Genomic DNA, 24,223 nt, shown 5'->3' with positions numbered 1-24,223 from the left:
TCGACGTCGACGGCACCCGTCAGGTGCGAGACGGGTCAGCGACCACCCTCGTCGCGGCGGTGCTGCCACCGCTCGTCGAGGCGCTTCATGAGGCCGCCCTGACGCTTCTTGCGCGGTGGAGTGACGCGACCGTCAGGGCGGACGACACCGGCCGGCCCGGACTGACGCGGATTCGCGAACGCGAACGCCACGGCGGCGAACATGACGACGAAGCCGATCACGCCGAGCCAAGCCAGTGACGCGGCTGCGCCGGCGACGAGCAGCAGCAGTCCGACGACCGCCCCGGCACCAGCGAGCACGTATCGGCTCATGGGCTTTCGCCCACGCGCGGTCAACGTGTTCGCGAGCCTGGGATCGTCAGACGTGAGCTGCCGCTCCATCTGCTCCAGTACGCGTTGCTCGTACTCGGACAGAGGCATTCCTACCCCCGTACTTCCGTCGAGGACCTGTTCACATCAGGATAGGTCCCCGCGGGCGATGTCGGTAGTCGAACGGCGCCCCACCACCCCGGAGGAGGACGCCGGACGGAGCGCCGCCGCCCCGAAACGCTCGCGCACGTGGTCCATCACGCGTTCCGCCTCCCGGCGACCGTGACCCATTTCACCCACGGCCTCCTCGAGCGTCGGCTGACGGACGGTCGACGCCGCCGGGCTGAGGCCCTCGGCACGCACGCCGACGAGCCGCACAGGCAGGCCGCCGAGGTCCACCCCGGCCAGCAGCTCGCGCGCCACGAGGTACAGCTCCCGGCCTACGTCCGTCGGGGTCGGCAGCGTGCGGGACCGCGTCAGGGTCCGGAAGTCGGACGTGCGGACCTTGACCGTGACGGTGCGGGCGAGCAGGCTCTGCTGCCGCAGGCGCGCGGCACACCGGTCGGCGAGGTCGAGCGCCTGCGTCTGGACGACGGCGAGGTCGGCGACGTCCGACGGGAACGTCACCTCGGCGCCGATGCTCTTCTCGTCGCGCCCGGGCTGCACCGGCCGCGGGTCGCGGCCCCACGCGAGGTCGTAGAGGTGCGCGCCGGCGACGCGGCCGACCGCCCGCTGGATCGTCCCGACGTCGCTGTCGGCGAGCTCGGCGACGGTCCGGATGCCCCAGCGAGCGAGCGCGGACTCCGTGCGCTCCCCCACGCCCCACAGTGCACCGACGGGCAGCGCACGGAGGAACTCGACGGTCGCCGCCTTCGGGATCAGCAGGACGCCGTCCGGCTTCGCGTGACCCGACGCGAGCTTCGCGACGAACTTGGTGCTCGCGATGCCGACCGAGCAGGTGATCCCGTGACGGCGGTGGACCTGCTCCCGGATGAGTGCGGCGATCCGCGTGGGCGGCCCGAGCCGGCGGCGCGCACCGGCCACGTCCAGGAACGCCTCGTCGACGCTGACCTGCTCGACGAGCGTCGTGACGTCCCGCAGGACCTGCATGACGGACGTCGAGACCGCGCGGTACGCCTCCTGGTCCGGCGCGACCACCACGGCCTGCGGGCACATCCGGCGCGCGACCGCCATGGGCATCGCGGAGTGCACGCCGAACGCGCGCGCCTCGTAGGTCGCCGCGAGCACGACCGAGCGCTCCGCGCCGCCGACGATGACGGGAAGCCCTCGGAGCTGCGGGCGCCGAGCGAGCTCGACGGACGCGAAGAACGCGTCCATGTCGACGTGCAGGATCGAGCAGCCGTCCTCCTCCGAACCCCAGTCGCGACGGAGCGACGGTGAGCGCGGCGCGCGGCTCACGACGCCCGCGCGGCGACCAGCCGCGGGCGCTCGGGCACGGGAGCGAGGTGGTCCGCGCTCTCCTCGAGCAGCGAGCGGACCTCGTCGAGGAAGTCCTCCGCGGCGCAGAGGACCTGCTCCGCGCGCTCCGCCGACACCGTCTCGAAGCGACCGGCCTCGATCGCGGCGCGGAGGCCGGCGCCCCCGGCGAAGTACCCGCTCCACCGGCCCAGCTCGGGCGCGACGGCGTCGAGCATCTCCCACACCGTGCGCGGGGCACGCCGGCCTCCGGGCTTGCCCCGCTCCGCGACCACCGCCGCGCCCGCGCGCAGGGCGGCGAGGTGGGCGTGCGAGAACCGCTCCCAGGGCTCCGGCGAGAACTGCGCCGCGACCAGCTCCGCCTCCGCCCGCTGGACGAGGCTCGCGGCGCGCGGCGGAAGACCCGCGCTCACCACCCGGTGCTCGTGTGCCACTGCCGCCACCTCCTCCGACTGCCGTCACCTCAGTATCGAACACGTGTTCGAACGGGTCAACCCTTACGGTGGACGCGTGGCCGCACGTGACCGATCGGGACGACGTTCCTCAGCCTCTCACCGACCACCCACATCACCGCGGTGGCCGGACGGCCCGGTGCGGGTGCCCACCGGCACGGTCGAGGTGGTGCGCACCCCGGACGACCCCGACGGCGTGACCCTCCTCGTCAACGGCGTGCCGAGCAGCCACCTCGACCTCGCGGACCCCACCCGCCTCGACTTCGAGTACATGCAGCAGATGGCTGCGCTCCTGGACCGGCTCGGCGCCCCGCGGGACCCGCTGACGGTCGTGCACCTCGGCGCGGGCGGGTGCGCGCTCGCACGGTACGTGCACGCGACGCGGCCGGGCTCGCGGCAGGTCGCGGTCGAGCTCGACGCGGCGCTGCCGGAGCTCGTGCGCGAGTGGTTCGACCTGCCCCGCGCCCCGGCGCTGCGGATCCGGGCGGGCGACGCGCGCGCCGAGCTCGCCACGCTGGCCTCGTCGAGCGTCGACGTCGTGGTCCGTGACGTGTTCGCGGGCGACCGCACGCCCGAGCACGTGACGACGCTCGAGTTCACCGCCGACGTGGACCGCGTGCTGCGTGACGGAGGGCTGTACCTCGCGAACTGCGCCGACCGCCCGCCGCTCGCCCTCGTGCGCGCCGAGGCGGCGACCGTCGCGGCGGTGCTCCCGTACGTCGCGGTGGTCGCGGAGCCGGGGCAGCTCCGCGGACGCCGCTACGGCAACCTCGTCCTCGCGGGGACGCGGGACCCGGACCTGCTCGAATCCGCCGCGCTCGAGCGCACGCTGCGCTCCCTCCCGACGCCGTCGCGACTGCTGCGCGGGGACGAGCTCGCGGCGTTCGTCGGCTCGGCGCGTCCTCTCCTCGACGCCGCACCGCTGCTGGCCGAGGGCGACGAGGACGCCTGAGCGGGTCCGGCACCGCGGCACGGCCCGGCACGCCCGGGCCAGGGCACGCTTCGACGCCGCGGCTCGCCCGGCGGCCGGCACGTCCGCCTCCCGGCACTCCCCCGCCCGGCACCTCGGACGAGCCGTGCCGGACGAGGACCGGCGCCTCACCCTCGACCGGCGCACCCCCGGACGACGACGAGGCCGCCTCCCCGGAGGGAGACGGCCTCGCCACGAGCAGCGGGTCGTCAGCGACGGCGCCGCACGTCGGTGATCAGAGCGGGCGGACCTGCTCCGCCTGCGGGCCCTTCGGACCCTGCGTGATCTCGAACTCCACGCGCTGACCCTCCTCGAGGGAGCGGTAGCCCTGCGTGTCGATGGCCGAGTAGTGGACGAAGACGTCGGCGCCGCCGCCGTCCTGGGCGATGAACCCGTAGCCCTTCTCAGCGTTGAACCACTTGACAGCACCCTGTGCCATGTTCTCGTCCTTCTGTTCCAACCGGTGACGACCCTGAGCCGTGCGCTCAGGCCGTGCCGCAATGCCTTGTCCCACGTCCTGCACCGGATGGACCAGCCACGCGGGCTGGCGGTGCCTCCACATCCCTGCGGGGGCGCCGGTCAAGCGTCAGTACGTCACTGCAACGCCCCCGATACTCTCACGCACCCTCTTTCGAGCGCCATCGTTCACCGCCCGGAAAAGCACGCGTCGCGCAACGATCCGGTCACGACTCGATGAGCGTCGTGCCATGCGCCGGCGCGCGTCACCGACGCCGACCGCCGGTGCGTCAGAGCGCGATGCCCGGGTGAGCGGCGCGGGTCCGCGCGCGGCTGACGAGGACGCCCACGACCCCGACCACCCAGGGCACGGCCATGAGCGCGAACGCCCAGCGGTACGCGTCCAGGTCCCGGTCGCCGCTCGGGGCGAGCACGTCGAGCGCCACGCCGATCGCGAGCATCGAGGTAAGCGCCGCGACGAAGCCCCCGGTGTTGACGAGCCCCGTCGCCGTCCCGAGCCGCGCCGGGGTGACGCAGCTGCGCGCGAGGTCGAAGCCGATGAGCGACGCCGGGCCGCCGACGGCCACGACGACCGAGAACACCACGAGCACCCCGAGGCCCCGCGGACCGGGGGGTGCGAGGACCGCGACCCACGCAACGGCGACGGCGACGGCGATGACGAGGACGGCGCGCGTGCGGCGACCCGGCCTGCGCGCGGCGAGCTCCCCGAGCAACGGCCCCGACACGATCCCCGCGACGACGATGACGCTGAGCAGCGCGCTCGCCTCGCCCGTCGTGCGGCCCTGGCCCTCGACGAAGAACGAGAACCCCCACAGCAGCACCACGACCTGCGAGCTGAACGGGGTCAGGAAGTGCGCCCAGAACCCGAGCCACACGCCGGGCTCCCGCACGACGGCGCGCAGGGCTCCGCCGTCCGCCGGCCGGGCCGCCCGCGTCCGGAGCACCTCGGCGGCGGTCCGCTCGCCCGGCGCGCCGAGGCGACGTCGCCACGTGCGCCTGCGCCCCGCGTCCTCCGGGGAGTCGCGCACGAGCGCCGCCACGAGCAGCGCCGCCGCGAGCGCGAGGACCGCGAGGCTGCCGAACGCGGGGCCCCAGCCGCGCCCGTGCAGCACGAGCACGAGCGGCACGGCGGACAGGATCTGCCCGAGCTGGCCGACCGCGCCGGTCACCTGCGTCAGCAGCGGGACGCGCCGGACGGGGAACCACGCGGGGATCAGCCGGATCACGGACACGAAGGTCATGGCGTCGCCCGCGCCGACGAGCACGCGGCCGGCCAGCGCGCCCGGCACCTCGGTGGCGACCGCGAGCACGAGCTGCCCGACGCCCATGAGCACCGCGCCGCCCGCGATCAGCAGGCGCGGGCCGAGGCGGTCGAGCAGGACACCTACCGGGATCTGCAGGCCTGCGTAGACGACGAGCTGCGCGACGGCGAAGGTCGCGAGCAGCGACGCGCCCACGTCGAAGCGCTCGGTGGTCTCGAGCCCCGCGACGCCGAGCGACGAGCGGTTGAGCACCGCGACGACGTACGCCGCGACCGCGACGCCCCAGACCAGCAGGGCCCGGGACGGGGGCGGGACGGAGGTGCTCACGGGAGTCCATCCTCCACCGCTGCGGGGGTGCACCACCGCAGCGCCTCCCGACGGCGAGCCCCGCGCCGGCCTGCGGTCGCCAGCCGGGGCCCGCCCGGGGCTCAGGCGCCCTGGCCGTCCTCGCTGTTCTCGGCCAGGAAGCGCTCGAACTCGGCGCCGAGCTCGTCGGCCGTCGGCAGCTGGGTCGTCTCCGCGAGCAGGCCCGTGCGCCCGAGGTTGCGGGCGAACGCGTCGTACTGCTCCTCGAGCGCGTGCACGACCGCGGCGACCTCCTCGGACCCGCTGACCTGACGGTCAATCTCCTCGCTGGTCTCCTCGGCGGTCGCCGTCAGCGCACCGACCTTGAGCTCGAGCCCCGTCGCGCGCTCGACGTTCTGCAGCGCCGCGATGCTGGCCTGCGGGAACGCGGACTGCGCGAGGTAGTGCGGGACGTGCACCGCGAAGCCCATCGCGTCGTGACCCGACTCCCCGAGGCGCATCTCGAGCAGCGCGCTCGCGCTCGCGGGGACCTGGACGGTCCCGAACCACGACGGGTGGTCGGCCACGAGCTCGGGTCGCGTGCCGTGCGCCGTGACGGACAGCGGACGCGTGTGCGGGATGCCCATGGGGATGCCGTGCACGCCGACGGTGAGCGGCACGTCGAAGCGCTCGACGAGCTGACGGACCGCGGCGGCGAACCGCTCCCACTGCACGTCCGGCTCGACGCCGTGCATGAGCAGGAACGGGACGCCCGCGCCGTCGCGCACGAGGTCGACCACGAGCTCCGGCTCGGCGTAGTGGCTCCACGTCGTGGAATCGAACGTCATCGTGGGCCGCCGCGACCGGTAGTCGAGCAGCTGGTCGACGTCGAACGTCGCCAGGCGGGCGGTCGGGAGCTCGTCGGTCAGGTGGCCGGCGGCCAGCTGGCCCGCGTTGCCGGCGTCGACGAAGCCGCGCAGGGCGTGCACCAGGACGGGGCCGGTCCCACCTGCGGACCGGGCCTCGACCTCGGCCGCGACCGCGGGGTCGACACCGTAGATCTCGCTCGGGTCGAGCATGGGGTCCTCGCTCTCGTCTGTGCTCGTGCGTGCGTCGTGCTGCGGGGTGCGGCGGGTCGCGACCTGCGGCCCGGCCCGTCGTCCCGTCACAACACGCGCGGCCGCCGCACTCTTCCCGACGCCGCTCAGCGCGTGGGGAGACGGACCACCGAGACGAAGAACTCGTCGATCTGGCGCACGACGTCGATGAACCGCTCGAAGTCGACGGGCTTCGTGACGTAGGCGTTGGCGTGCAGCGAGTAGCTGCGCAGCACGTCCTCCTCGGACTCCGAGGTCGTGAGCACCACGACCGGGATCGAGCGGAGGTCCTCGTCCTGCTTGAGCGCCTGCAGGACCTCGCGACCGTCCATGCGCGGCAGGTTGAGGTCGAGCAGGATCAGGTCGGGCGTGGGGACGTCGGCGTACTCGCCCTCCTTGCGCAGGTACGCGAGCGCGCTGACGCCGTCCGAGACGACCGCGAGCCGGTTCGCGACCTTGTTGTCCTCGAACGCCTCGCGCGTCATGAGGACGTCGCCCGGGTCGTCCTCGACCAGCAGCACGTCGATGATCTTGGTGGGGGACATCGCCACTCCGTTCCGTTCCGCCCGGCTCCGGGCGCTCAGTCCTCGGCCGGGGCGAGGCGGGGCAGCGTCCAGCGCACGGACGTGCCGTCCCCGTCCTGGGGCTCGATCCAGATCCGACCGCCGTGGTGCTCGACGATCTTCTTGCACAGCGCGAGCCCGATCCCGGTCCCGTCGTAGACGTCCTTGGCGTGCAGCCGCTGGAAGATGACGAACACCCGCTCCGCGTACTGCGCGTCGATGCCGATCCCGTTGTCCCGGCACTCGAGCTCCCAGGATTCTGCCACCTCGCGCGCTCCGAGACGGATCACGGGCGGTTCGTCCGGGCGCCGGAACTTGATCGCGTTGCCGACGAGGTTCTGCAGGAGCTGCACGAGCAGCGCCCGCTCGCCGCGCACGACGGGGAGCTCGTCGCGGGTCACCACGGCGCCCGACTCGGCGACGGCCTCGCTGAGGTTGTCGAGCGCGTCGTCGAGCGCCTGGCCGAGGTCGACGTCGACCGGCTCCCCGACCATCCGCCCGACGCGGGAGAAGCCGAGCAGGTCCTGGATGAGCTGCTGCATGCGCTTCGCGCCGTCGACCGCGAAGCCGATGTACTGGTCGGCACGGTCGTCGAGCTGCCCGCCGTAGCGCTTCTGCAGGAGCTGGGTGAAGCTCGCGATCTTGCGGAGCGGCTCCTGCAGGTCGTGGGACGCGACGTAGGCGAACTGCTCGAGGTCGCGGTTCGAGCGCCGCAGCTCCTCGGCCTGCTCCGTGAGCTGCTCGTGCGCGGCGGCGATCTCGGCGGACGAGGCACGCAGCGCCCCGAGCTGCGCGACGAGCGCGACGCGCATGCTCTCGACGTCCGCGGCGAGGTCGGCGATCTCCCCGGGTCCGGTCGAGAGCACCGGGTGGTCGAGCTCGCCCGAGCTGACCGCCCGCGCGTCCGCGGCCAGCGCCGCGAGCGGGGCGGCGATCCAGCGGCGCAGCAGCACCGAGAGCGCGAACCCGACCGCGACCGCCGACAACGACAGGACGACGAGCGCCGCCGCGACGAGCCGTGTCCACAGGGTGAGCTCGTCGACCGCCTCCCGGCGCTCCGCGCGCAGCACGTCGAGGTAGTCCTCGACGGCGGTGCGCGTCCCCTCGAACAGCACGCGGCCGAGCTCGATGTCCTCGGTGCTCACCGCACTCGTCCCGCGCAGGTCGACCGCCTCGATCGCGGGCGCAGCGAACTCACGCTCCCACCGCTCGGCGGACTGCGACGCCGCGCTCGCGGCGCGCGTCACCTCGGGCGTCACGATGTCCCGCTCGGTCTCCTCCTCGAGCTCCACGAACGACGGAGAGCCGGTCGCCCGTTCGAACGGCTCGAGCGTCACCGCGTCACCCGTGAGCGCGTACCCCCGCACGGCGGTCTCGGCGTCGACGAGGCGCGTGTACGCCGCCTCGGCGCGGGTGACGGCGAGGAAGTAGGTCTCGGTCACGTCGTGCTGCCGGTCGATCATGCGCTCGACCGCGAGCCCGGAGACGAGGACGACGACTCCGAGCAGGACCCCCGCGAGCGCGAGGGTCCGGGACAGCCGCTGGCGCAGCGTCGTGCCGGCCACGGGCCCGCGTCCGGTGGCCGCGCTCATGCGCCGCGACCCAGGACGACCACGGCGGTGTCGTCGACGAGCTCTCCCCCGTGGAGGTGCCGGACCTGCTGCAGGACGTGCTCCACGAGGTCCTGGCGGCCCGCGGCGAGCGCGGCGTCGAGGACGGCGACGAGACCGGCCTTCCCGACCCGCTCCCGTCCCCCGTCGACCGTCGCCTCGAGCACGCCGTCGGTGTAGAGCATGACCCGCCAGGCCTCCCCGAGCTCGAGGTGGCACGGGTCCCAGCCGCCGCTCACGGGCACGCCGAGCGCACGTCCGCGGGCGTGGGTCGGCAGGGTCGTGGACGGCGGACCGAGCAGGATCGGCACGGGGTGGCCGGCCAGGTACAGGTCCGCGGACGTGCCGTCGGGCGACACGGCGACCATCGAGACGGTCGTGAAGACCTCGGGACGCGAGCGCTCGGCGACGAGCACGCGCTCCAGGAGCCCCAGGATCGCGTCCGCGGGGGTGTCGGCGAGCACGAGCGTCCGCCACGCCGTGCGGAGCGTCGCGCCGAGCGCGGCCTCGTCGGGCCCGTGGCCGCACACGTCGCCGACGATCGCGAGCACCCGCCCGTCGGTGCACTCGACGACGTCGTAGAAGTCGCCGCCGAGCAGCCCGTCACGACCGGCGCGGTAGCCGACCTGGACCTCGATGCGGGCGTCGTGCACGAGCGGGTTCGGCAGCAGCGCGCGCTCGAGGCGCGTCATCTCGTTGGCGCGCACGAGGCTCCGGTACAGCGCACGGTCGGTGTCCTCGAGCCGGCGGCGCTGCACGGCGTAGCGCACGGACCGCCCGAGGAGCTCGCCGTCGACCTCGCCCTTGACGAGGTAGTCCTGCGCGCCGGCGGCCACGGCCCGCACCCCGACGTCGGTCCCCGACAGGCCCGTGAGCACGACGACCGCGGGCGCGCCCGCGGCGAGCAGCCGGTCGAGCGCCCCGAGACCCATCGCGTCGGGCAGGCCGAGGTCCAGCAGCACGCAGTCGACGTCGAGGCGCTCGACGGCCTCGTCGAGCGTGCGGACCCACGTGAGGTCGACGTCGAGCCCCGCGTCCTGGAAGTGCTCGTCGACGAGCAGCGCGTCGCCGTCGTCGTCCTCGACCAGCAGGACCCGGATCCGCGGGTTCCGCGCGTCGCCCACGAGCAGGTCCGCGGTCCCGGCGTCGAGCTCGGGGAGCACGAGGGCACCGTCGGGCGCTCCGGTGCTGTGGGTGGTCACGCAGGGTCCTCTCGTCGGGCGGTGGCGTGGGCAGCCTAGGGCCGGGCAGGCCCCGTCGCGCACCCGGACGGGGTGAACACCGCGGCCGTGGGCGATCGCGGGCGGTGCACGGCACCCGCGCCGGGGGCAGATAATGGACGGCCGCTCGCGCCGCCGCGCGGGTGACCCGGAACCGGCGAGGCCCGTCGCGCACGCACGCGCGCGGACCCCGGGCCCTCGTGGACAGGAGCGCACGTGGCGGGGATCGAGTCGGAGCTGCGCCGTGAGCAGGAGACGGTCGACGGCCTCTACGGACGCCTGGACGCGCTGCGCACCCAGACGCGCGAGCGGCTCGCCGACGTGCGGCGCGGCGGCCCCTCGGGCTCCCCCCAGAACCGCAGCGAGCGCGACGCGTTCGCAACGCTCTACGAGGACCGGCTCGCCCAGCTCGAGGCGGTCGAGGACCGGCTCGCGTTCGGCCGTCTCGACCTGGCCGACGGCGACGCCCGGTACATCGGCCGCATCGGCCTGACCGACGACCAGCACGCGTCGATGCTCACCGACTGGCGCGCCCCGGCCGCGCAGGCCTTCTACCGCGCGACGGCCGCCCAGCCCGACGGCGTCGTGCGTCGCCGGCACCTCGTGACACGGGGCCGTGCGGTCACCGGCGTCGAGGACGAGGTGCTGGACCTGGACGTGCTCGCCTCGGCCGACGGGCTCGACGCGGACCAGCGCGAGCGGCTCATCGGGGGCCTCTCGGGCGAGGGTGCGCTGCTCGCCGCGCTCGCCGCGGGACGCACGGGCCGGATGGGTGACATCGTCGCGACGATCCAGGCCGAGCAGGACACGATCATCCGCTCCGACCTGCAGGGCGCGCTCGTGGTCCAGGGCGGCCCCGGCACCGGCAAGACCGCGGTCGCGCTGCACCGCGCCGCGTACCTGCTGTACGCGCACCGGCGGCTCCTCGAGCGCTCCGGCGTGCTGCTCATCGGCCCGAGCCGGACGTTCCTGCGCTACATCGACCAGGTGCTGCCCTCGCTCGGCGAGACCGGCGTGGTCACGACGACGATCTCCGAGCTGTTCCCCGGCGTCGTCGCCGGCGGCGACGAGGACGAGGCGGTCGCCGAGATCAAGGGCCGCGCGCTCATGGCGCGGGTCGTCGCGCGGGCCGTCCGCCAGCGCGAGCGTGTGCCGCGCGAGGCGACCGAGATCCGGGTCGACGGGCGCACCGTCGTCGTGACGCCGTCCGACGTGCAGTCGGCCATCGCGCGCGCCCGGCGCGGTCACCGCCCGCACAACCAGGCCCGGGTCGCGTTCGTGCGCGACATGCTGGGCCGGCTCGCCGCGCAGTACGTCGAGCAGCTCGGCTGGGAGGTCCCGCCCGACGAGCGCGGCGAGATCGTCGAGGAGCTCCGGACCACGCGCGAGGTCCGCATCGCGCTCAACCTCGCGTGGATGCCGCTCACGCCGCAGGGTCTCGTGACCGACCTGCTGACCAGGCCCGCACGGCTCGCGGCCGCGGCGCCCGAGCTGTCCCGGCGCGAGCGCGACCTGCTGCTGCGCGACCGCGAGGCGCCGTGGACCCCCGCGGACGTCCCGCTGCTCGACGAGGCCGCCGAGCTCCTGGGCGAGGACGACCAGGCGGCGCGGGCCCAGGAGCGCGCGGACGCCGCGCGCCGCTCGGCCGAGGTCGACTACGCACGGCGGGTCCTGCAGTCCTCGGGCAACGACGGGCTCGTGTCGGCCGAGCTGCTCGCGGACCGCTTCGCGAGCAGCGGCCCGCGGCTCACCACCGCCGAGCGCGCGGCGGCGGACCGGACGTGGACCTACGGCCACGTGGTGGTCGACGAGGCGCAGGAGCTGTCCGCGATGGCGTGGCGCATGCTCGTGCGCCGGGTGCCGACGCGGTCGATGACCGTCGTGGGCGACGTCGCGCAGACCACCGCCCGCGCGGGCGCCCGGAGCTGGGCGGACATGCTGGACCCGGTCCTGCGCACGTCCTGGCGCCTGTCCGAGCTCACCGTGAACTACCGGACGCCCGCGGCGGTCGCCGACGCCGCCCAGCGGATGGCGCGCGCGGCGCGGCTGCCGGTGAGCACGCTCACGTCCGCGCGCGAGGTCCCGGACGCCCTGCGCGTCACGCGCGTCGCGCCGGACGACCTCGCGCGGGCCGCCGCGGACGAGGTGCGCGCGGCGCTCGCCGTCGTGGGGGACGCGTCCGGCGGCGGGCGCGTCGCGGTGCTCGGCCCGCCGGAGCTGCTCGCGCGGGTACGCGGCGCGCTCGACGCGGTGGGGCTCGCGCCGGAGGCGCCCGACGGCCGGTCCGGGGCGCCCGCGGCGGACCTCGACGCACCGCTGTCGTTGCTCACGCCGCGCGAGGCCAAGGGGCTCGAGTTCGACGTCGTCGTCCTGCTCGAGCCGGCCGACGTGCTCGCCGAGAGCGCGGGCGACCTCTACGTGGCGATGACGCGGCCGACGCGCGCGCTGCGCGTGGTGCACGCCGCGCCGCTGCCCCGCGGCCTGGAGGACGTCGAGGGCTGAGCGGCGCCGTCGTCCGGCCGGGTCGGCGGTCAGGCCCGGCCGGCGGTCAGGCCCGGCCGGCGGTCAGGCCGGGCCGGCGTCAGGCAGCCCGCGTCAGGCGGCGCACCCCCGTCAGGCCGTGCCCGGCGCCGGCCGCCGCGCGCGTCAGGCGCCGTCGCAGGCGACCTGGCCCACGCGCGCCAGGCCGGCGAGGTCGCCCGGGCCGAGGTCCGTGCGGGCGCCGGTCACGGGCGCCATGAGCTCGTCGGGCGTCTCGACGTGGTCGAGCCCGACGACGTGCGCGAGCTCGTGCACGACGACGGCACGCGCCCGGGCGTACCCGTCGGGGCCCGAGAGGATCGCCGTGAGGTCGGGTGCCTCGAGCAGGACGCGCCCGCCGGCGAGGAACTGGGAGCGGCCGTCGGCACCGGGCACGACGGAGGCGCCGCCGAGACCCGCGGTGGGGCCGGCGAGCTCGGGGTGGACCGTCTCGTCGGACCACGCGAGCAGCACGGGCGCCCACCCGTCGCCGTACCGCGCCTGGACCAGAGGACGCTCGAGGTCCGGCTCCTCGACCGTGAGCCCGGCGTCGACGAACGTGAGCCCCGTCGCGGCGGCGACCAGCGCGACCGACTCGGCCACGAGCTGCTGCCCCACCGCGGGCGCACCGTCGGGGCGGACGACGTAGCGGATCGGGCGGCACGGGTCGAAGCCGACGGGCTCCCCCGTCGGCCCCTCGTGCAGGAACGCGTACGCGCCCGAGGTCGTCACGGGCACCGGCGGTCGCGGTCGGACGGCACCCTCGACGGGCGCGGGGACGGACACGAGGCGCCCCTCGACCGAGACCATCGCGCGCGGCGCCGCGAGCCCGATGACCGGCTCGAGCGCGCCCCGCTGCCAGGCGAGCGCCGTGAGGACCACGGCGAGCACCGTCAGGAAGCCCGGGTGCAGCACCCGTCGACGCGTCGCGACGGGCTGCCCGGACCGTGCGAGACGCGCTGCGCGGCGACGGTACCGCCACATCGACAGGCTCACGCCGCGAGTCTGTCAAGCCCTCCGCGGGCGTGCGTACCACGGCACGGGTGAAGCGGCTGCCCACAGGGGTGAATGTGTCCGAGGGACGGGACCGGCTTGGACGCCCCCGGCCCGGGGAGCACCATGGGGGCGTGCTACGCGCCCTCCTCCTCGAGAACCTCCACCCCCAGGCCCGGACGATCCTCGAGTCCGCCGGCTTCGACGTGACCACGCGCACCGGAGCGCTCGACGAGTCCGAGCTGGTCGACGCGCTCCAGGGCGTCCACCTCCTGGGCATCCGGTCCAAGACCCACGTCACGGAGTCCGTGATCGCCCAGGCACCGGACCTGCTGGCCGTCGGCGCCTACTGCATCGGCACCAACCAGATCGACCTCGCCGCGGCGGCGGACCGCGGGGTCGCGACGTTCAACGCGCCGTTCTCGAACACCCGCTCGGTCGTCGAGATCGCGATCGCCGACATCATCGCGCTGACCCGCCGGCTCACGGAGTTCAACTCCGCGATGCACGCGGGAGTGTGGAACAAGAGCGCGGAGGGCGCGCACGAGATCCGCGGCCGCACGCTCGGGATCATCGGCTACGGCAACATCGGCACGCAGCTGTCCGTGCTCGCCGAGAACCTCGGCATGTCGGTGGTGTTCTACGACACCGCGGAGAAGCTCGCGCTCGGCAACGCCCGGCGCGCCGAGTCGCTCGACGAGCTGCTCGACGTCGCGGACATCGTGACGCTGCACGTCGACGGGCGCAGCGGGAACGCCGGCCTGTTCGGCGAGAAGCAGATCGCCCGGATGCGTCCCGGCTCGGTCTTCCTCAACCTCTCGCGCGGCTTCGTGGTCGACTACGCGGCCCTGCGCGACGCGATCGTGTCGGGCCACGTCGCCGGCGCGGCCGTCGACGTCTTCCCCACGGAGCCCAAGCGCAAGGGCGACCCGTTCACCTCGGAGCTCCAGGGTCTGCCGAACGTCATCCTCACGCCGCACACGGGCGGGTCGACCGAGGAGGCGCAGGAGGCGATCGGCCAGTTCGTCTCGAACAAGGTCCGCGACTACCTGGCGACCGGCTCGACGACGCTGAGCGTCAACCTCCCGAACGTGGCGCTCGACCAGCCCCCGGGCGCGCACCGTCTCGCCTACCTGCACCGCAACGTCCCCGGCGTGCTCGCGGCGGTCAACGCGACGCTCGCCGAGCACGGCGTCAACGTCGCCGGTCAGCTCCTCGCGACGCGCGGGGAGATCGGCTACGTCGTCACGGACACCGACGCCCCCGTCGAGGACGCGGTGCTCGACGCGCTGCGCTCGCGCCCCGAGTCGGTGCGGCTCCGCCTGCTGTCCTGAGCACCGGCCCGGGCCGACGGCGCCCCGGTCCCTGAACGCCACGAGGCGCCCGGACGAGCGATCGTCCGGGCGCCTCGCGCGTGTGGTGCGGGCGTCCCCTCGCGGGGCACCGCCGAGTTGTCAGGCCGAGCCGGACTTGCGCCGGAACTGGCGCTGCACGGGGCCGGCCGTCTCCGAGCCGTGCACGGATCCGGTGTTGCGCGAGCCGTCCGCGGAACGGTGCTGCGCCGCGGCCTTCTTGCGGTCGAGCGCTTCGCGGAACTTCGCCTTGGCGTCCTGGGCGACCTGCTCGGTCGTCGTGCTCTCGTCGTGCTCCGCCATCGCGGTACCTCCTCGTCGTGGTGGGTCCGGGAAGCCCGGCCGGCGGAGCGGGTCGCTGCGCTGCAGGGCCAGCCTCCCCGAGTCGGACGTGCAAAGCCAACCGGTTTCGGCACCGGGGGCTCCGGTCGCCGCTCGTGCCGTCGCGTGCGGCGAAGACCACCCGGCGTACCCATCAGTAACCTACGCCTCCGTAAGTTACGCTCGCGTAGTGACCACGACGCCCGACCGGCCCTGGCTCGCCTCCTACGCACCCGGCACGCCCGCGGAGATCGAGGTGCCCGACGAGCCGCTCGTCGCCAGCCTCGTGCGCGCCGCCGAGCAGCACCCCGACCGGGTCGCCGTCGACTTCCTCGGCCGCGAGACGACCTACGCCGAGCTCCTCACCGAGGTCGAGCGCGCCGCCGGGGCGCTGCACGGGCTGGGGGTCCGCGCCGGCGACCGCGTGGCGATCGCCCTGCCCAACGGCCGCGCGCACGTCGTCGCGTTCTGGGCCGTGCTGCGCCTGGGCGCCGTCGTGGTCGAGCACAACCCCACCTACTCCGCGGGCGAGCTCGAGCACCAGCTGCACGACTCCGGCGCCACGGTCGCCCTGTGCTGGGAGCAGACCGCCGCTCGCGTCGCCGAGGTCCGGGCACGCACCGCGGTCACGACCCTCCTCGCGGTCGACATCTCGCGCGACCTGCCCTGGCGCTCCCGCCTCGCGCTCACCCTGCCGGTGCCGGCCGCTCGCCGGACGCGAGCCAAGATGCGCGGACCGGTCCCCGCCGGCGCGCTGCGCTGGCACGACGTCCTCGCGCACGCCGAGCCGCTCGACCCCGGCCACCCGTTCCCGGAGGCGGGCGACGTCGCGCTCCTGCAGTACACCGGCGGCACCACCGGCACGCCCAAGGGCGCCGTCCTGACGCACCGCAACCTCGTCGCGAACGCCGTCCAGGGCGCCGTCTGGACCGGGCTCGGCAGCGGCTCCGAGACGATCTACGGCGCCCTGCCGTTCTTCCACGCGTTCGGCCTGACGCTCTGCCTGGCGTTCGCCACGCGCGTCGGAGCCACCCTCGTCGCGTTCCCCACGTTCGACCCGGACGCCGTGCTGCGCGCCCAGGCTCGACGGCCCGCGACGTTCATGCCGGGCGTGGCCCCGATGTTCGACCGCGTGGCCCGCGCCGCGGAGGAGCGCGGCACGGACCTCCGCTCGATCCGTGTGGCGATCGCCGGGGCGATGCCGATCCCCGCGGAGACGGCCGAGCGGTGGGAGCGGCTGACCGGAGGGCTCCTCATCGAGGGCTACGGCATGACCGAGACGTCCCCCGTCGCGCTCGGCAACCCGTGCACCCCGGACCGCCGCCCCGGCGCGCTCGGGCTGCCGTTCCCGAGCACCGACATCCGCATCGTCGACCCCGAGGACCCCACGCGCGACGTCGCGTCGGGCGAGCGCGGGGAGCTGCTCGTGCGCGGGCCGCAGGTGTTCTCGGGCTACTGGCAGCGCCCGGAGGAGACCGCGGAGCAGCTCCTCGACGGCGGCTGGCTCCGCACCGGGGACGTCGTCACGATGGACGACGACGGCGTCGTCACGCTCGTGGACCGCATCAAGGAGATGATCATCGCCGGCGGCTTCAAGGTGTACCCGTCGCAGGTCGAGGACCACCTCCGGACCATGCCGGGCGTCGCCGACGTCGCGGTGGTCGGCGTCCCCGGGGGCGACCTCGGGGAGAAGGTCGTCGCGGCCGTCGTGCTGGACGACCCGGCGCGGACCCTCGACGTGGCCGCCGTCCGGGCCTGGTGCGAGCAGCGCCTCGCGCGCTACGCCGTGCCGCGGGAGCTCGTCATCATGACCGAGCTGCCGCGCTCGCAGATCGGGAAGGTGCTGCGCCGCGTCGTGCGCGAGCGGGTGCTCGCCGGCGACGCGTCCGCCTGACGCCGACCCACAGGTTCAGGCCGACGGGCCCGACCGCCCGGCACCCGACGGCGACGCCTCGGGCTCGGTGCCGGGCTCCCCCGCCGCGGGCTCGTCGCTCGACGCCGCCGCGCGTGCTGCCTCGTGGTCCGCGCGGAGCACGGTGATCGCCGCCTCGAAGTCCTCGAGGGAGCTGAACGCCTGGTAGACGCTCGCGAAGCGCAGGTAGGCGACCTCGTCGAGCTCACGCAGCGGACCCAGGATCGTGAGCCCGATCTCGTAGGCGTCGAGCTCGGCGCTCCCGCTCGACCGGATGGTCTCCTCGACGCGCTGGGCGAGCAGCGCGAGGTCGTCCTCGCTCACCGGCCGGCCCTGGCACGCCTTGCGGACGCCGTTGATGACCTTCTCGCGGCTGAACGGCTCGGTGGCCCCGGAGCGCTTGACCACCGAGAGGCTCGCCGTCTCGACGGTCGTGAAGCGACGGTTGCACTGGGGGCACTGACGGCGACGACGGATCGAGGAGCCGTCGTCGGAGGTCCGGGAGTCGACGACGCGGGAGTCCCCGTGTCGGCAGAAGGGGCAGTGCACGCCTGAGAACCTAGGCGCTCGCGCGGCGACGACGCAACAGCGCCGCGCCTCAGCGCCGGACCGGGAAGGCCTCAGCGCTGAACGGGGAGGATGAGCTCCTGGCCCGCGTCCAGGCCCGCCGTCGTCAGCCCGTTGAGCGACTGGAGCTCGAGGACGACGTCCCGGACGTCCTCACCAGGAAGGGCGCTCTCCGCGGCGATCTCCCACAGGGTCTCGCCGGCGCCGACCGTGTACGTCGTCACCTCGAGCGCACGCGAGGGCCCGTCCGCGAGGGCCTGGCCGCCCTGCACGCCCGCGATCAGGACGAGCGCGGCGAGCAGCAGGACCACGAGCCGGCCGCGGCGCGTCAGGCGGAGCGGGCGCTCCTCGGCCGGGACGACGGTCGAGCGGTGCGCCGCGGCGACCGGGCGCCGGAGCGAGGCGGTCGCGGGTCGCGCCGGAGCAGCCGCCGCGGCGCGCCCGGGTGCCGCGGCGCTCCGGACCCGCACGCCGTCACGCGCCGGGGCGACGGGTCGCGCGCGCCGCGGCGTCGGGACTGCCGCCACCTGCGCCTCCGGCGCGGCGAACCACGCCTCGCGCGCCCGTGCTGCTGCGCTCCCGCCACGCACGTCCGAGCCGCGCGCTGCCGTGGAGATCACCATCGCACCCATGCCGCCACCCTCCCTCGTCGACCCCGCGCTCCCCGCGCGGGTTCGAACACGTGTTCGTCGAACGCTTGTACGGTTCTACCACCCCGCGTCGCGGGATGTCGAGACACGCTCGAACAGATGTTTGATCCGTCACCCCTGCTCCCCTAGGCTGACGTCGCAGGAGACAGCGCACCACGAGGCACTGACACGGGCGCTGGCCAGCACCGATACATCTGGAGGCGACGGTGGCGAAGCAGCGCGGGACCGAGGAGAGGGCGGCGGACGCCCCGGGCGGCGCGGCCCGTGGCGCCCTGGCGTCGGTGCACGCGCTGCCCGACGCTGCCCCGGACGGCGACGGGCTCACGGCACGCCAGCGGCTCGTGCTCGAGACGATCCGCACCTCCGTCGAGTCGCGCGGCTACCCGCCGAGCATGCGCGAGATCGGCGACTCGGTCGGGCTGACGAGCCCGTCGAGCGTCAAGCACCAGCTCATGGCGCTCGAGCGCAAGGGCTACCTGCGTCGCGACCCGAACCGGCCACGGGCGATCGAGGTCGTGCAGCCGGACGACTCGCGCGGGGTCACGACGTGGTCGGCGCCGAGCGTCACCGCGACGGCCTCCGCCGGGCTGGGCGACGAGGACAGCGCCGCGCGGGACTCCGCACCGGCTCCGTCGTACGTCCCCGTCGTCGGCCGGATCGCGGCCGGTGGTCCGATCCTCGCCGAGCAGGTCGTCGAGGACGTCTTCCCGCTGCCGCGCCAGCTCGTCGGCGACGGCGACCTGTTCCTGCTCAAGGTCCAGGGGGACTCGATGGTCGAGGCCGCCATCTGCGACGGCGACTGGGTCGTGGTGCGGCGTCAGCCCGTCGCCGAGAACGGCGAGATCGTCGCCGCGATGATCGACGGCGAGGCGACCGTCAAGACGTTCAAGCGCGCCGACGGGCACGTGTGGCTGCTCCCCCACAACGCGGCCTACGCCCCGATCCCGGGGGACGACGCCCAGGTGCTGGGCCGGGTCGTGAGCGTGCTCCGCAGCCTCTGACCCGGCGCCGGTCGCCGACCCACGCCGGCGCCCGCGAGGTGCCGCCTGCCGGCTCACGTGGGCGCCGGGAGCACCCCGGACCTGCACCGGCGAGGCCCGCACCGACGAGTCGCGCCCCGACGAACGAGACGGCCGCCCTCCCCGCGATCAGCGGAGGGGCGGCCGTCGTCGTCCGGACGCGTGCGCCCGGGTCAGAACCCGAAGCGGCGGGCCACCGCGCGCAGCGTCTCGGCCGAGCGGCGCAGCCCGGCGAGCTCGTCCGCCGACATCGGCACCTCGAGCCGCTCGCCGACGCCGTCGCGACCCACGAGCGCCGGGACGGAGAGGCACACGTCGCGGATGCCGTGGTACCCGTCGAGCAGCGAGGAGACCGGCAGGATGCGCTGCTCATCCTTGATGACGGCCTCGATGATGCGGGACCCGGCGAGGGCGACCGCGTAGTTCGTCGCCCCCTTGCCCTCGATGATCCGGTACGCGGACTCGACGACCTCGCGCGCGATGCCGTCGCGCACCTCCGAGGTGAGCGGCCCTCGCCCGTTGATGCCGTTCCACTCGAGTAGCGGCACGGCCCCGATCGTCGCGGAGCTCCAGAGCGGGAGCTCGGTGTCGCCGTGCTCCCCCGCGACGTACGCGTGCACGTTCTGCACCGCGACGCCGGTCTGCTTCGCGATGAGGTAGCGCAGCCGCGAGGAGTCGAGCACCGTGCCGGAGCCGAACATCTGCGTCGGCGGGAGGCCCGACTGCTGCAGGGCGGCGTACGTCACGATGTCGACCGGGTTGGTGACCATGATGTAGACCGCGTCGGGCGCGACCTCGACGAGCGGCGGGAGGATCTTGCCGACGAGCGAGATCGTCGCCTCGGCGAGGTCGATGCGGCTCTGCCCGGGCTTCTGCTTCGCACCGGCCGTGACCACGACGACGTCCGCGCCGGTGCAGACCGCGATGTCGTCGGAGCCGACCACCTCGGCCATCGGCATGAACTGGATGCCGTGCCCCAGGTCGAGCGCCTCGGCCTCGACCTTCGCCTTGTTGATGTCGTAGAGCGCGACGCTGCGCGCCGCGCCGCGCATGAGGGCCGCGTACGCCATCGTCGAGCCGACCGCGCCGGCCCCGACGATCGCGAGCTTGCTGGTCCGTCGCACCTGGCCCGCGGTCACACCCGTCAGCCCCAGGTCGTCCCCGTCGTTCTCGCTCACGCGTCCTCCTCACCGGTGGGCCCCCGCGGCCCCGACGCCCGTGGGCGTCGTGATCAGGCTAGTTGCTCGCGCCGGTGCCGACGCGTCCGTCCAGGCGGCGCAGCGCGGCCTCGACGACCCCCCGGTCGGTGGTCCGCCAGAAGCCGGGGAGCGACCGGGTGAGGAAGTCGCCGTAGCGCGCCGTCGCGAGCCGCGGGTCGAGCACCGCGACGACCCCGCGGTCGTCGACGCCCCGGATGAGGCGCCCCGCGCCCTGCGCGAGCAGCAGCGCGGCGTGCGTCGCCGAGACCGCCATGAAGCCGTTGCCGCCCGACGCGGCGACCGCCTCGGAGCGGGCCGACCGCACGGGGTCGTCCGGGCGGGGGAAGGGGATCCGGTCGATCAGCACGAGCTGGCACGACGGCCCCGGGACGTCGACGCCCTGCCAGAGCGAGAGCGTCCCGAACAGGCACGTGCGCTCGTCCGCGGCGAAGTCGCGCACGAGCGTCGGCAGCTGGTCCTCGCCCTGCGCGAGCACCGGGACGTCGAGCCGCTCGCGCATCGCCGCGGCGACCGCGTCCGCGGCCCGTCGCGAGGAGAAGAGCCCCAGCGTGCGCCCGCCGGCCGCCTCGATGAGCGCGGCGATCTCGTCGAGCTGGGCGTCGGTCGCGGGCTCGCGCCCGGGCGGCGGGAGGTGGCGCGCGATGTAGAGGATCCCCTGGCGCGGGTAGTCGAACGGGCTGCCCACGTCCAGCCCGCGCCACGGCAGCGGGTCGCCGGGCGGCGGCGTCCCGGGCGGTGCGGACGCCGGGACGGCGAGCGTGCTCCCGGTGCCGCTCGCCCCGTCGGCGTCCACGCGCGCCGCGAGGTCCTCCACGTCGGACGACGCGAGGTGCTGCGGACCCTGCGGCTCGGCGTCGGTGCGGCCCTCGAGCCCGAGCGAGCGGGCGATCGGCGCGAACGTCCCGCCGAGCGCGAGGGTCGCCGACGTGAGCACGCTCGACCGCCCCGCGAGCACGTGCGTGCGGATGAGCCCGTTGACGGACAGCGGGGCGGCGTACAGTCGCGTCATCGCCCCGCCGCGTCCGGTGTCGCCGCGTGCGCACCACAGCACGGTGTGGCGGTTCTGGTCCGGGTCCGCCGCCATCCGCTCGGCGACCTCGAACAGCGCCAGCATCGTCGACATCGCCATCTTGGAGCCGCCGTCCGCGCCGGCACCGGCCTTGGCCGCTGCCGGCTCGGGCTTGAGCGCCGTGAGCAGGCCGCGCGCGGCGTCCCGGACGGCCGCGACCGCCTCGAGCGCCCCGGGCGGCAGGCCGTCGGGGAACCGACCCTCGGGCAGCTGGACGAGGACCGACCCGAGCGCCGCGCTCGCCGCGTCCAGGTCCGTCGTGAGGATGCCGCCGTGCCGGCGCGCGAGCCGGGCCGCGTGCTCGACGATCGCGACCGACAGCTCGGCGGTCGCCTGCGCGGTCACGCGGTCGGTGAGCTCGTGCGCCTCGTCGACGATCACCACCTCGTGCTCCGGGAGCACGTTCGGGGAGCCCGAGGCGGCGATGCCGAGCATCGCGTGGTTCGTCACGACGACGTCCGCCTCGCGCGAGAGCACGCGCGCCTTCTCCGGGAAGCAGTCGTCGATGAGCGGGCAGCGCGTGCCGAGGCACTCCATCTTCGTGACGGACACCTGGCGCCACGCGCGCTCGCTCACGCCCGGCACGAGGTCGTCGCGGTCGCCGGTCGCGGTCTGCTCGGCCCACTCGCGCAGCCGCACGACCTGCTCGCCGAGGCTCGCGGCCCCGCGCGGGCTCTCCGCGGTGCCCGGCTCGGGGGCGGGGTGGTCGGCCGCGCCCGCGTGGTCGCCGAGGTCGAACAGCGTGCCCGGCTCGTCCGCCGGGTAGCCGCCCGCGACCTTGTGCAGGCAGACGTAGTTGTGCCAGCCCTTGAGCAGCGCGATGCGCGGGGGCCGTGGCAGGCGGGGGGCGAGCGCCTGCGCGACGAGCGGCAGGTCCCGGGTCACGACCTGGCGCTGCAGCGCGAGCGTCGCCGTCGAGACCACGACGTGCTCGTCCTCGAGGACCGCGTGCCGCACCGCGGGCACGAGGTACCCGAGCGACTTGCCCGTGCCGGTCCCGGCCTGCACGAGCAGGTGCTTGCCCGAGCCGATCGTCTCCGCGACCGCGTTCGCCATCTCGTGCTGGCCGTCGCGCCGACCCCCGCCGAGCACGCCGACCGCGAGGTCGAGCAGCTCGTCGACCGACGCCGTCCCCGTCGACGGGCGCACGGCCCGGGCTCGGGCGCTACGTCCGCCCGGGGACTTCGCCGCGGGCGCGGCGGAGGACGGGACGACGGGCTCAGGCACCGCGACAGCCTAGTGCGGACGGCTGACAGGCCCGGCCGCCGGGCGGTGCACGCGCGCGCGGCGCCGACCACGGCCGGCCGGGCCGCCGGCGAGCAGGGGCCGTCACCGTCGCCCGCGCGGGCGACGGTGACCGGGTCAGGCCGAGCGGACCGCCGCCGCCGACAGCTCCGAGGCGAGCGTCTCGTCGACCCGGGCCCGCAGCGCGGTCCCGGCCTCCGTGTGCTCCTCCGAGTCGATCTCGCCGTGCTGGTGCACGCGGTGCACGAGGTCGCCGCGGTCGTACGGGATCACGACGTCGACAGTGACGCTCGGCCGCGGCAGCTGGTCCGCGATGAGCGCCTGCAGCGCCTCGATCCCCTCGCCCGTGCGCGCGGACACGACGATCGACCCCGGCTCGCGCGAGCGCAGGCGGGCGAGCGCCTCCGGCTCGGCGAGGTCGGCCTTGTTGAGGACGATGACCTCGGGCACGTCCATCGCGCCCGGGATGTCGGCGAACACGCGCCGCACCGCCGCGATCTGGCTCTCGGGGTCCGGGTGCGACGCGTCGACGACGTGCAGCACGAGGTCCGCGTCCGCGACCTCCTCGAGCGTCGACCGGAACGCCTCGACGAGCTGGTGCGGCAGGTCCCGCACGAAGCCGACCGTGTCCGTGAGCGTGTACACGCGCCCGTCGGCGGCCTCGGCGCGCCGGACCGTCGGGTCGAGCGTCGCGAACAGCGCGTTCTCGACGAGCACGCCCGCGCCGGTGAGCCGGTTGAGCAGCGACGACTTGCCCGCGTTCGTGTACCCCGCGATGGCGACCGACGGGATGCCGTGCTTCCTGCGGGACGCGCGCTTGGTCTGCCGCGCGGGCTCCATCGCAGCGATCTCCCGCCGCAGCTTGGCCATGCGGTCGCGGATGCGCCGGCGGTCGAGCTCGATCTTCGTCTCGCCGGGACCGCGCGAGCCCATGCCCGCCCCGGCGCCGCCGACCTGGCCACCGGCCTGCCGCGACATCGACTCGCCCCAGCCGCGCAGGCGCGGCAGTAGGTACTCGAGCTGCGCGAGCTCGACCTGCGCCTTGCCCTCACGCGACTTGGCGTGCTGGGCGAAGATGTCGAGGATCAGCGCGGTGCGGTCGATGACCTTGACCCGCACGACGTCCTCGAGCGCACGGCGCTGCGAGGGTGCGAGGTCCGCGTCGACGATGACCGTGTCGGCACCGACCGCCGCCACGACGCCCGCGAGCTCGGCGGCCTTGCCTGAGCCGAGGAACGTGCTGGGGTCCGGGGTGCGGCGCCGCTGGAGCATGCCGTCGAGGACCTGCGAGCCGGCGGTCTCGGCGAGCGCCGCGAGCTCACGCAGCGACAGCTCCGCCTGCTCGGCCGTGCCGGAGCCCCACAGGCCCACGAGCACGACGCGCTCGAGGCGCAGCTGGCGGTACTCGACCTCAGTGACGTCCTCGAGCTCGGTCGACAGGCCGGCCACGCGGCGCAGCGACGTGCGCTCCTCGAGGTCGAGCTGGTCGCCGTCGAACGAGGAGTGGACCGTGCCGCCCTCCTGCAGGGCCGTGCCGGCGCGCGCGAGCACGCGTGCCACGACGTCGTCCGCGACCTCCTGCGCGCTGCGGCGGTCCACGGCGGCGTCGGCCGTCTCCTCACGCGTCTGGGGGTGCTGCGGGTCGCTCACGCGGTGCCTCTCGTCCGTGGTGTC

The 24,223-nt window shown here is 75.0% G+C and carries 21 protein-coding genes; 5 read left to right on the top strand and 16 right to left on the bottom strand.

Translation table 11 applies throughout. The annotated features are described in order from the left end of the window. Positions 1 to 35 precede the first annotated feature (35 nt). From NXY84_RS09075 to NXY84_RS09065, 3 genes are read right to left on the bottom strand one after another with little or no spacing between them, the layout of a single operon-like run. Positions 36 to 419 (bottom strand): DUF3040 domain-containing protein, encoded by a 384-nt coding sequence (locus tag NXY84_RS09075; RefSeq protein WP_258726758.1) that lies wholly within the window; start codon positions 417 to 419, stop codon positions 36 to 38. A 36-nt stretch (positions 420 to 455) separates the two neighbouring features. After that, a complete protein-coding gene (dinB, locus tag NXY84_RS09070) occupies positions 456 to 1,727 on the bottom strand; it encodes a DNA polymerase IV (protein ID WP_258726757.1) in 1,272 nt (423 codons plus the stop codon). Further along, entirely contained in the window at positions 1,724 to 2,179 is a 456-nt protein-coding gene (locus NXY84_RS09065) for an SAV_6107 family HEPN domain-containing protein (protein WP_258726756.1), read from the bottom strand. The genes dinB and NXY84_RS09065 overlap by 4 nt, the downstream gene beginning before the upstream one ends. A 157-nt stretch (positions 2,180 to 2,336) precedes the next feature. Between NXY84_RS09065 and NXY84_RS09060 the strand changes: the two genes are divergently transcribed. Next, positions 2,337 to 3,149, top strand: a complete 813-nt coding sequence (locus tag NXY84_RS09060; RefSeq protein WP_258726755.1) for a spermidine synthase — start codon at positions 2,337 to 2,339, stop codon at positions 3,147 to 3,149. A 253-nt stretch (positions 3,150 to 3,402) separates the two neighbouring features. On the opposite strand, the gene NXY84_RS09055 is transcribed toward NXY84_RS09060, so the two are convergent. From NXY84_RS09055 to NXY84_RS09030, 6 genes are all read right to left on the bottom strand, one after another. Further along, the gene (locus tag NXY84_RS09055; protein WP_034629807.1) at positions 3,403 to 3,606 is read right to left on the bottom strand and encodes a cold-shock protein; all 204 of its coding nucleotides are present in this window, start codon (positions 3,604 to 3,606) and stop codon (positions 3,403 to 3,405) included. Positions 3,607 to 3,913: 307 nt separating this feature from the next. Then, complete coding sequence (locus NXY84_RS09050) at positions 3,914 to 5,233, bottom strand: MFS transporter (RefSeq protein ID WP_258726754.1); 1,320 nt, start codon at positions 5,231 to 5,233, stop codon at positions 3,914 to 3,916. Positions 5,234 to 5,334: 101 nt separating this feature from the next. After that, positions 5,335 to 6,270: a proteasome assembly chaperone family protein gene (locus NXY84_RS09045; protein ID WP_258726753.1), complete on the bottom strand. Its 936-nt coding sequence runs from the start codon at positions 6,268 to 6,270 to the stop codon at positions 5,335 to 5,337. Between the two features lie 125 nt (positions 6,271 to 6,395). Continuing rightward, on the bottom strand, positions 6,396 to 6,833 hold the full coding sequence (locus NXY84_RS09040; protein ID WP_258726752.1) for a response regulator: 438 nt from the start codon (positions 6,831 to 6,833) through the stop codon (positions 6,396 to 6,398). A 35-nt stretch (positions 6,834 to 6,868) separates the two neighbouring features. Further along, positions 6,869 to 8,443, bottom strand: coding sequence for a sensor histidine kinase (locus NXY84_RS09035; protein WP_258726751.1), 1,575 nt, complete (start codon positions 8,441 to 8,443; stop codon positions 6,869 to 6,871). Next, positions 8,440 to 9,591: a PP2C family protein-serine/threonine phosphatase gene (locus NXY84_RS09030; RefSeq protein ID WP_258727163.1), complete on the bottom strand. Its 1,152-nt coding sequence runs from the start codon at positions 9,589 to 9,591 to the stop codon at positions 8,440 to 8,442. The genes NXY84_RS09035 and NXY84_RS09030 overlap by 4 nt, the downstream gene beginning before the upstream one ends. Before the next feature lie 306 nt (positions 9,592 to 9,897). Here NXY84_RS09030 and NXY84_RS09025 point away from each other — a divergent pair, with 306 nt between their 5' ends. Next, positions 9,898 to 12,183, top strand: coding sequence for a HelD family protein (locus NXY84_RS09025; RefSeq protein WP_258726750.1), 2,286 nt, complete (start codon positions 9,898 to 9,900; stop codon positions 12,181 to 12,183). 144 nt (positions 12,184 to 12,327) lie between these two features. On the opposite strand, the gene NXY84_RS09020 is transcribed toward NXY84_RS09025, so the two are convergent. Continuing rightward, on the bottom strand, positions 12,328 to 13,197 hold the full coding sequence (locus NXY84_RS09020; RefSeq protein WP_258726749.1) for a M10 family metallopeptidase domain-containing protein: 870 nt from the start codon (positions 13,195 to 13,197) through the stop codon (positions 12,328 to 12,330). 131 nt (positions 13,198 to 13,328) lie between these two features. Here NXY84_RS09020 and serA point away from each other — a divergent pair, with 131 nt between their 5' ends. Further along, complete coding sequence (gene serA, locus NXY84_RS09015) at positions 13,329 to 14,528, top strand: phosphoglycerate dehydrogenase (RefSeq protein WP_034629811.1); 1,200 nt, start codon at positions 13,329 to 13,331, stop codon at positions 14,526 to 14,528. 120 nt (positions 14,529 to 14,648) lie between these two features. Here serA and NXY84_RS09010 read toward each other — a convergent pair whose 3' ends face one another. Continuing rightward, complete coding sequence (locus NXY84_RS09010) at positions 14,649 to 14,849, bottom strand: DUF5302 domain-containing protein (RefSeq protein ID WP_258726748.1); 201 nt, start codon at positions 14,847 to 14,849, stop codon at positions 14,649 to 14,651. 208 nt (positions 14,850 to 15,057) lie between these two features. On the opposite strand from NXY84_RS09010, the gene NXY84_RS09005 reads away from it, so the two are divergent. Continuing rightward, entirely contained in the window at positions 15,058 to 16,761 is a 1,704-nt protein-coding gene (locus NXY84_RS09005; RefSeq protein ID WP_258726747.1) for an AMP-binding protein, read from the top strand. Between the two features lie 15 nt (positions 16,762 to 16,776). On the opposite strand, the gene nrdR is transcribed toward NXY84_RS09005, so the two are convergent. Beyond that, positions 16,777 to 17,328 (bottom strand): transcriptional regulator NrdR, encoded by a 552-nt coding sequence (nrdR, locus tag NXY84_RS09000; RefSeq protein ID WP_258726746.1) that lies wholly within the window; start codon positions 17,326 to 17,328, stop codon positions 16,777 to 16,779. Positions 17,329 to 17,399: 71 nt separating this feature from the next. Further along, positions 17,400 to 17,978 carry a LysM peptidoglycan-binding domain-containing protein gene (locus NXY84_RS08995; protein WP_258726745.1) on the bottom strand — a complete coding sequence of 193 codons (579 nt, stop codon included), beginning with the start codon at positions 17,976 to 17,978 and terminating at the stop codon, positions 17,400 to 17,402. A 290-nt stretch (positions 17,979 to 18,268) separates the two neighbouring features. On the opposite strand from NXY84_RS08995, the gene lexA reads away from it, so the two are divergent. Continuing rightward, positions 18,269 to 18,997: a transcriptional repressor LexA gene (lexA, locus tag NXY84_RS08990; RefSeq protein WP_258727162.1), complete on the top strand. Its 729-nt coding sequence runs from the start codon at positions 18,269 to 18,271 to the stop codon at positions 18,995 to 18,997. A 191-nt stretch (positions 18,998 to 19,188) separates the two neighbouring features. Here the strand turns inward: lexA and NXY84_RS08985 are convergent, their stop codons facing one another. The 3 genes from NXY84_RS08985 to hflX form a co-directional block, all read right to left on the bottom strand. Continuing rightward, complete coding sequence (locus tag NXY84_RS08985) at positions 19,189 to 20,193, bottom strand: L-lactate dehydrogenase (RefSeq protein ID WP_258726744.1); 1,005 nt, start codon at positions 20,191 to 20,193, stop codon at positions 19,189 to 19,191. Positions 20,194 to 20,251: 58 nt separating this feature from the next. After that, the gene (locus NXY84_RS08980; protein ID WP_258726743.1) at positions 20,252 to 22,453 is read right to left on the bottom strand and encodes an ATP-dependent DNA helicase; all 2,202 of its coding nucleotides are present in this window, start codon (positions 22,451 to 22,453) and stop codon (positions 20,252 to 20,254) included. Positions 22,454 to 22,666: 213 nt separating this feature from the next. After that, on the bottom strand, positions 22,667 to 24,199 hold the full coding sequence (gene hflX / locus NXY84_RS08975; protein ID WP_258726742.1) for a GTPase HflX: 1,533 nt from the start codon (positions 24,197 to 24,199) through the stop codon (positions 22,667 to 22,669). Positions 24,200 to 24,223: the final 24 nt, after the last annotated feature.

Origin of the sequence: Cellulomonas sp. NS3, assembly GCF_024757985.1 — a bacterium.
Taxonomy (GTDB): domain Bacteria; phylum Actinomycetota; class Actinomycetes; order Actinomycetales; family Cellulomonadaceae; genus Cellulomonas_A.
This window is presented reverse-complemented; position numbering and strand designations above follow the sequence as displayed.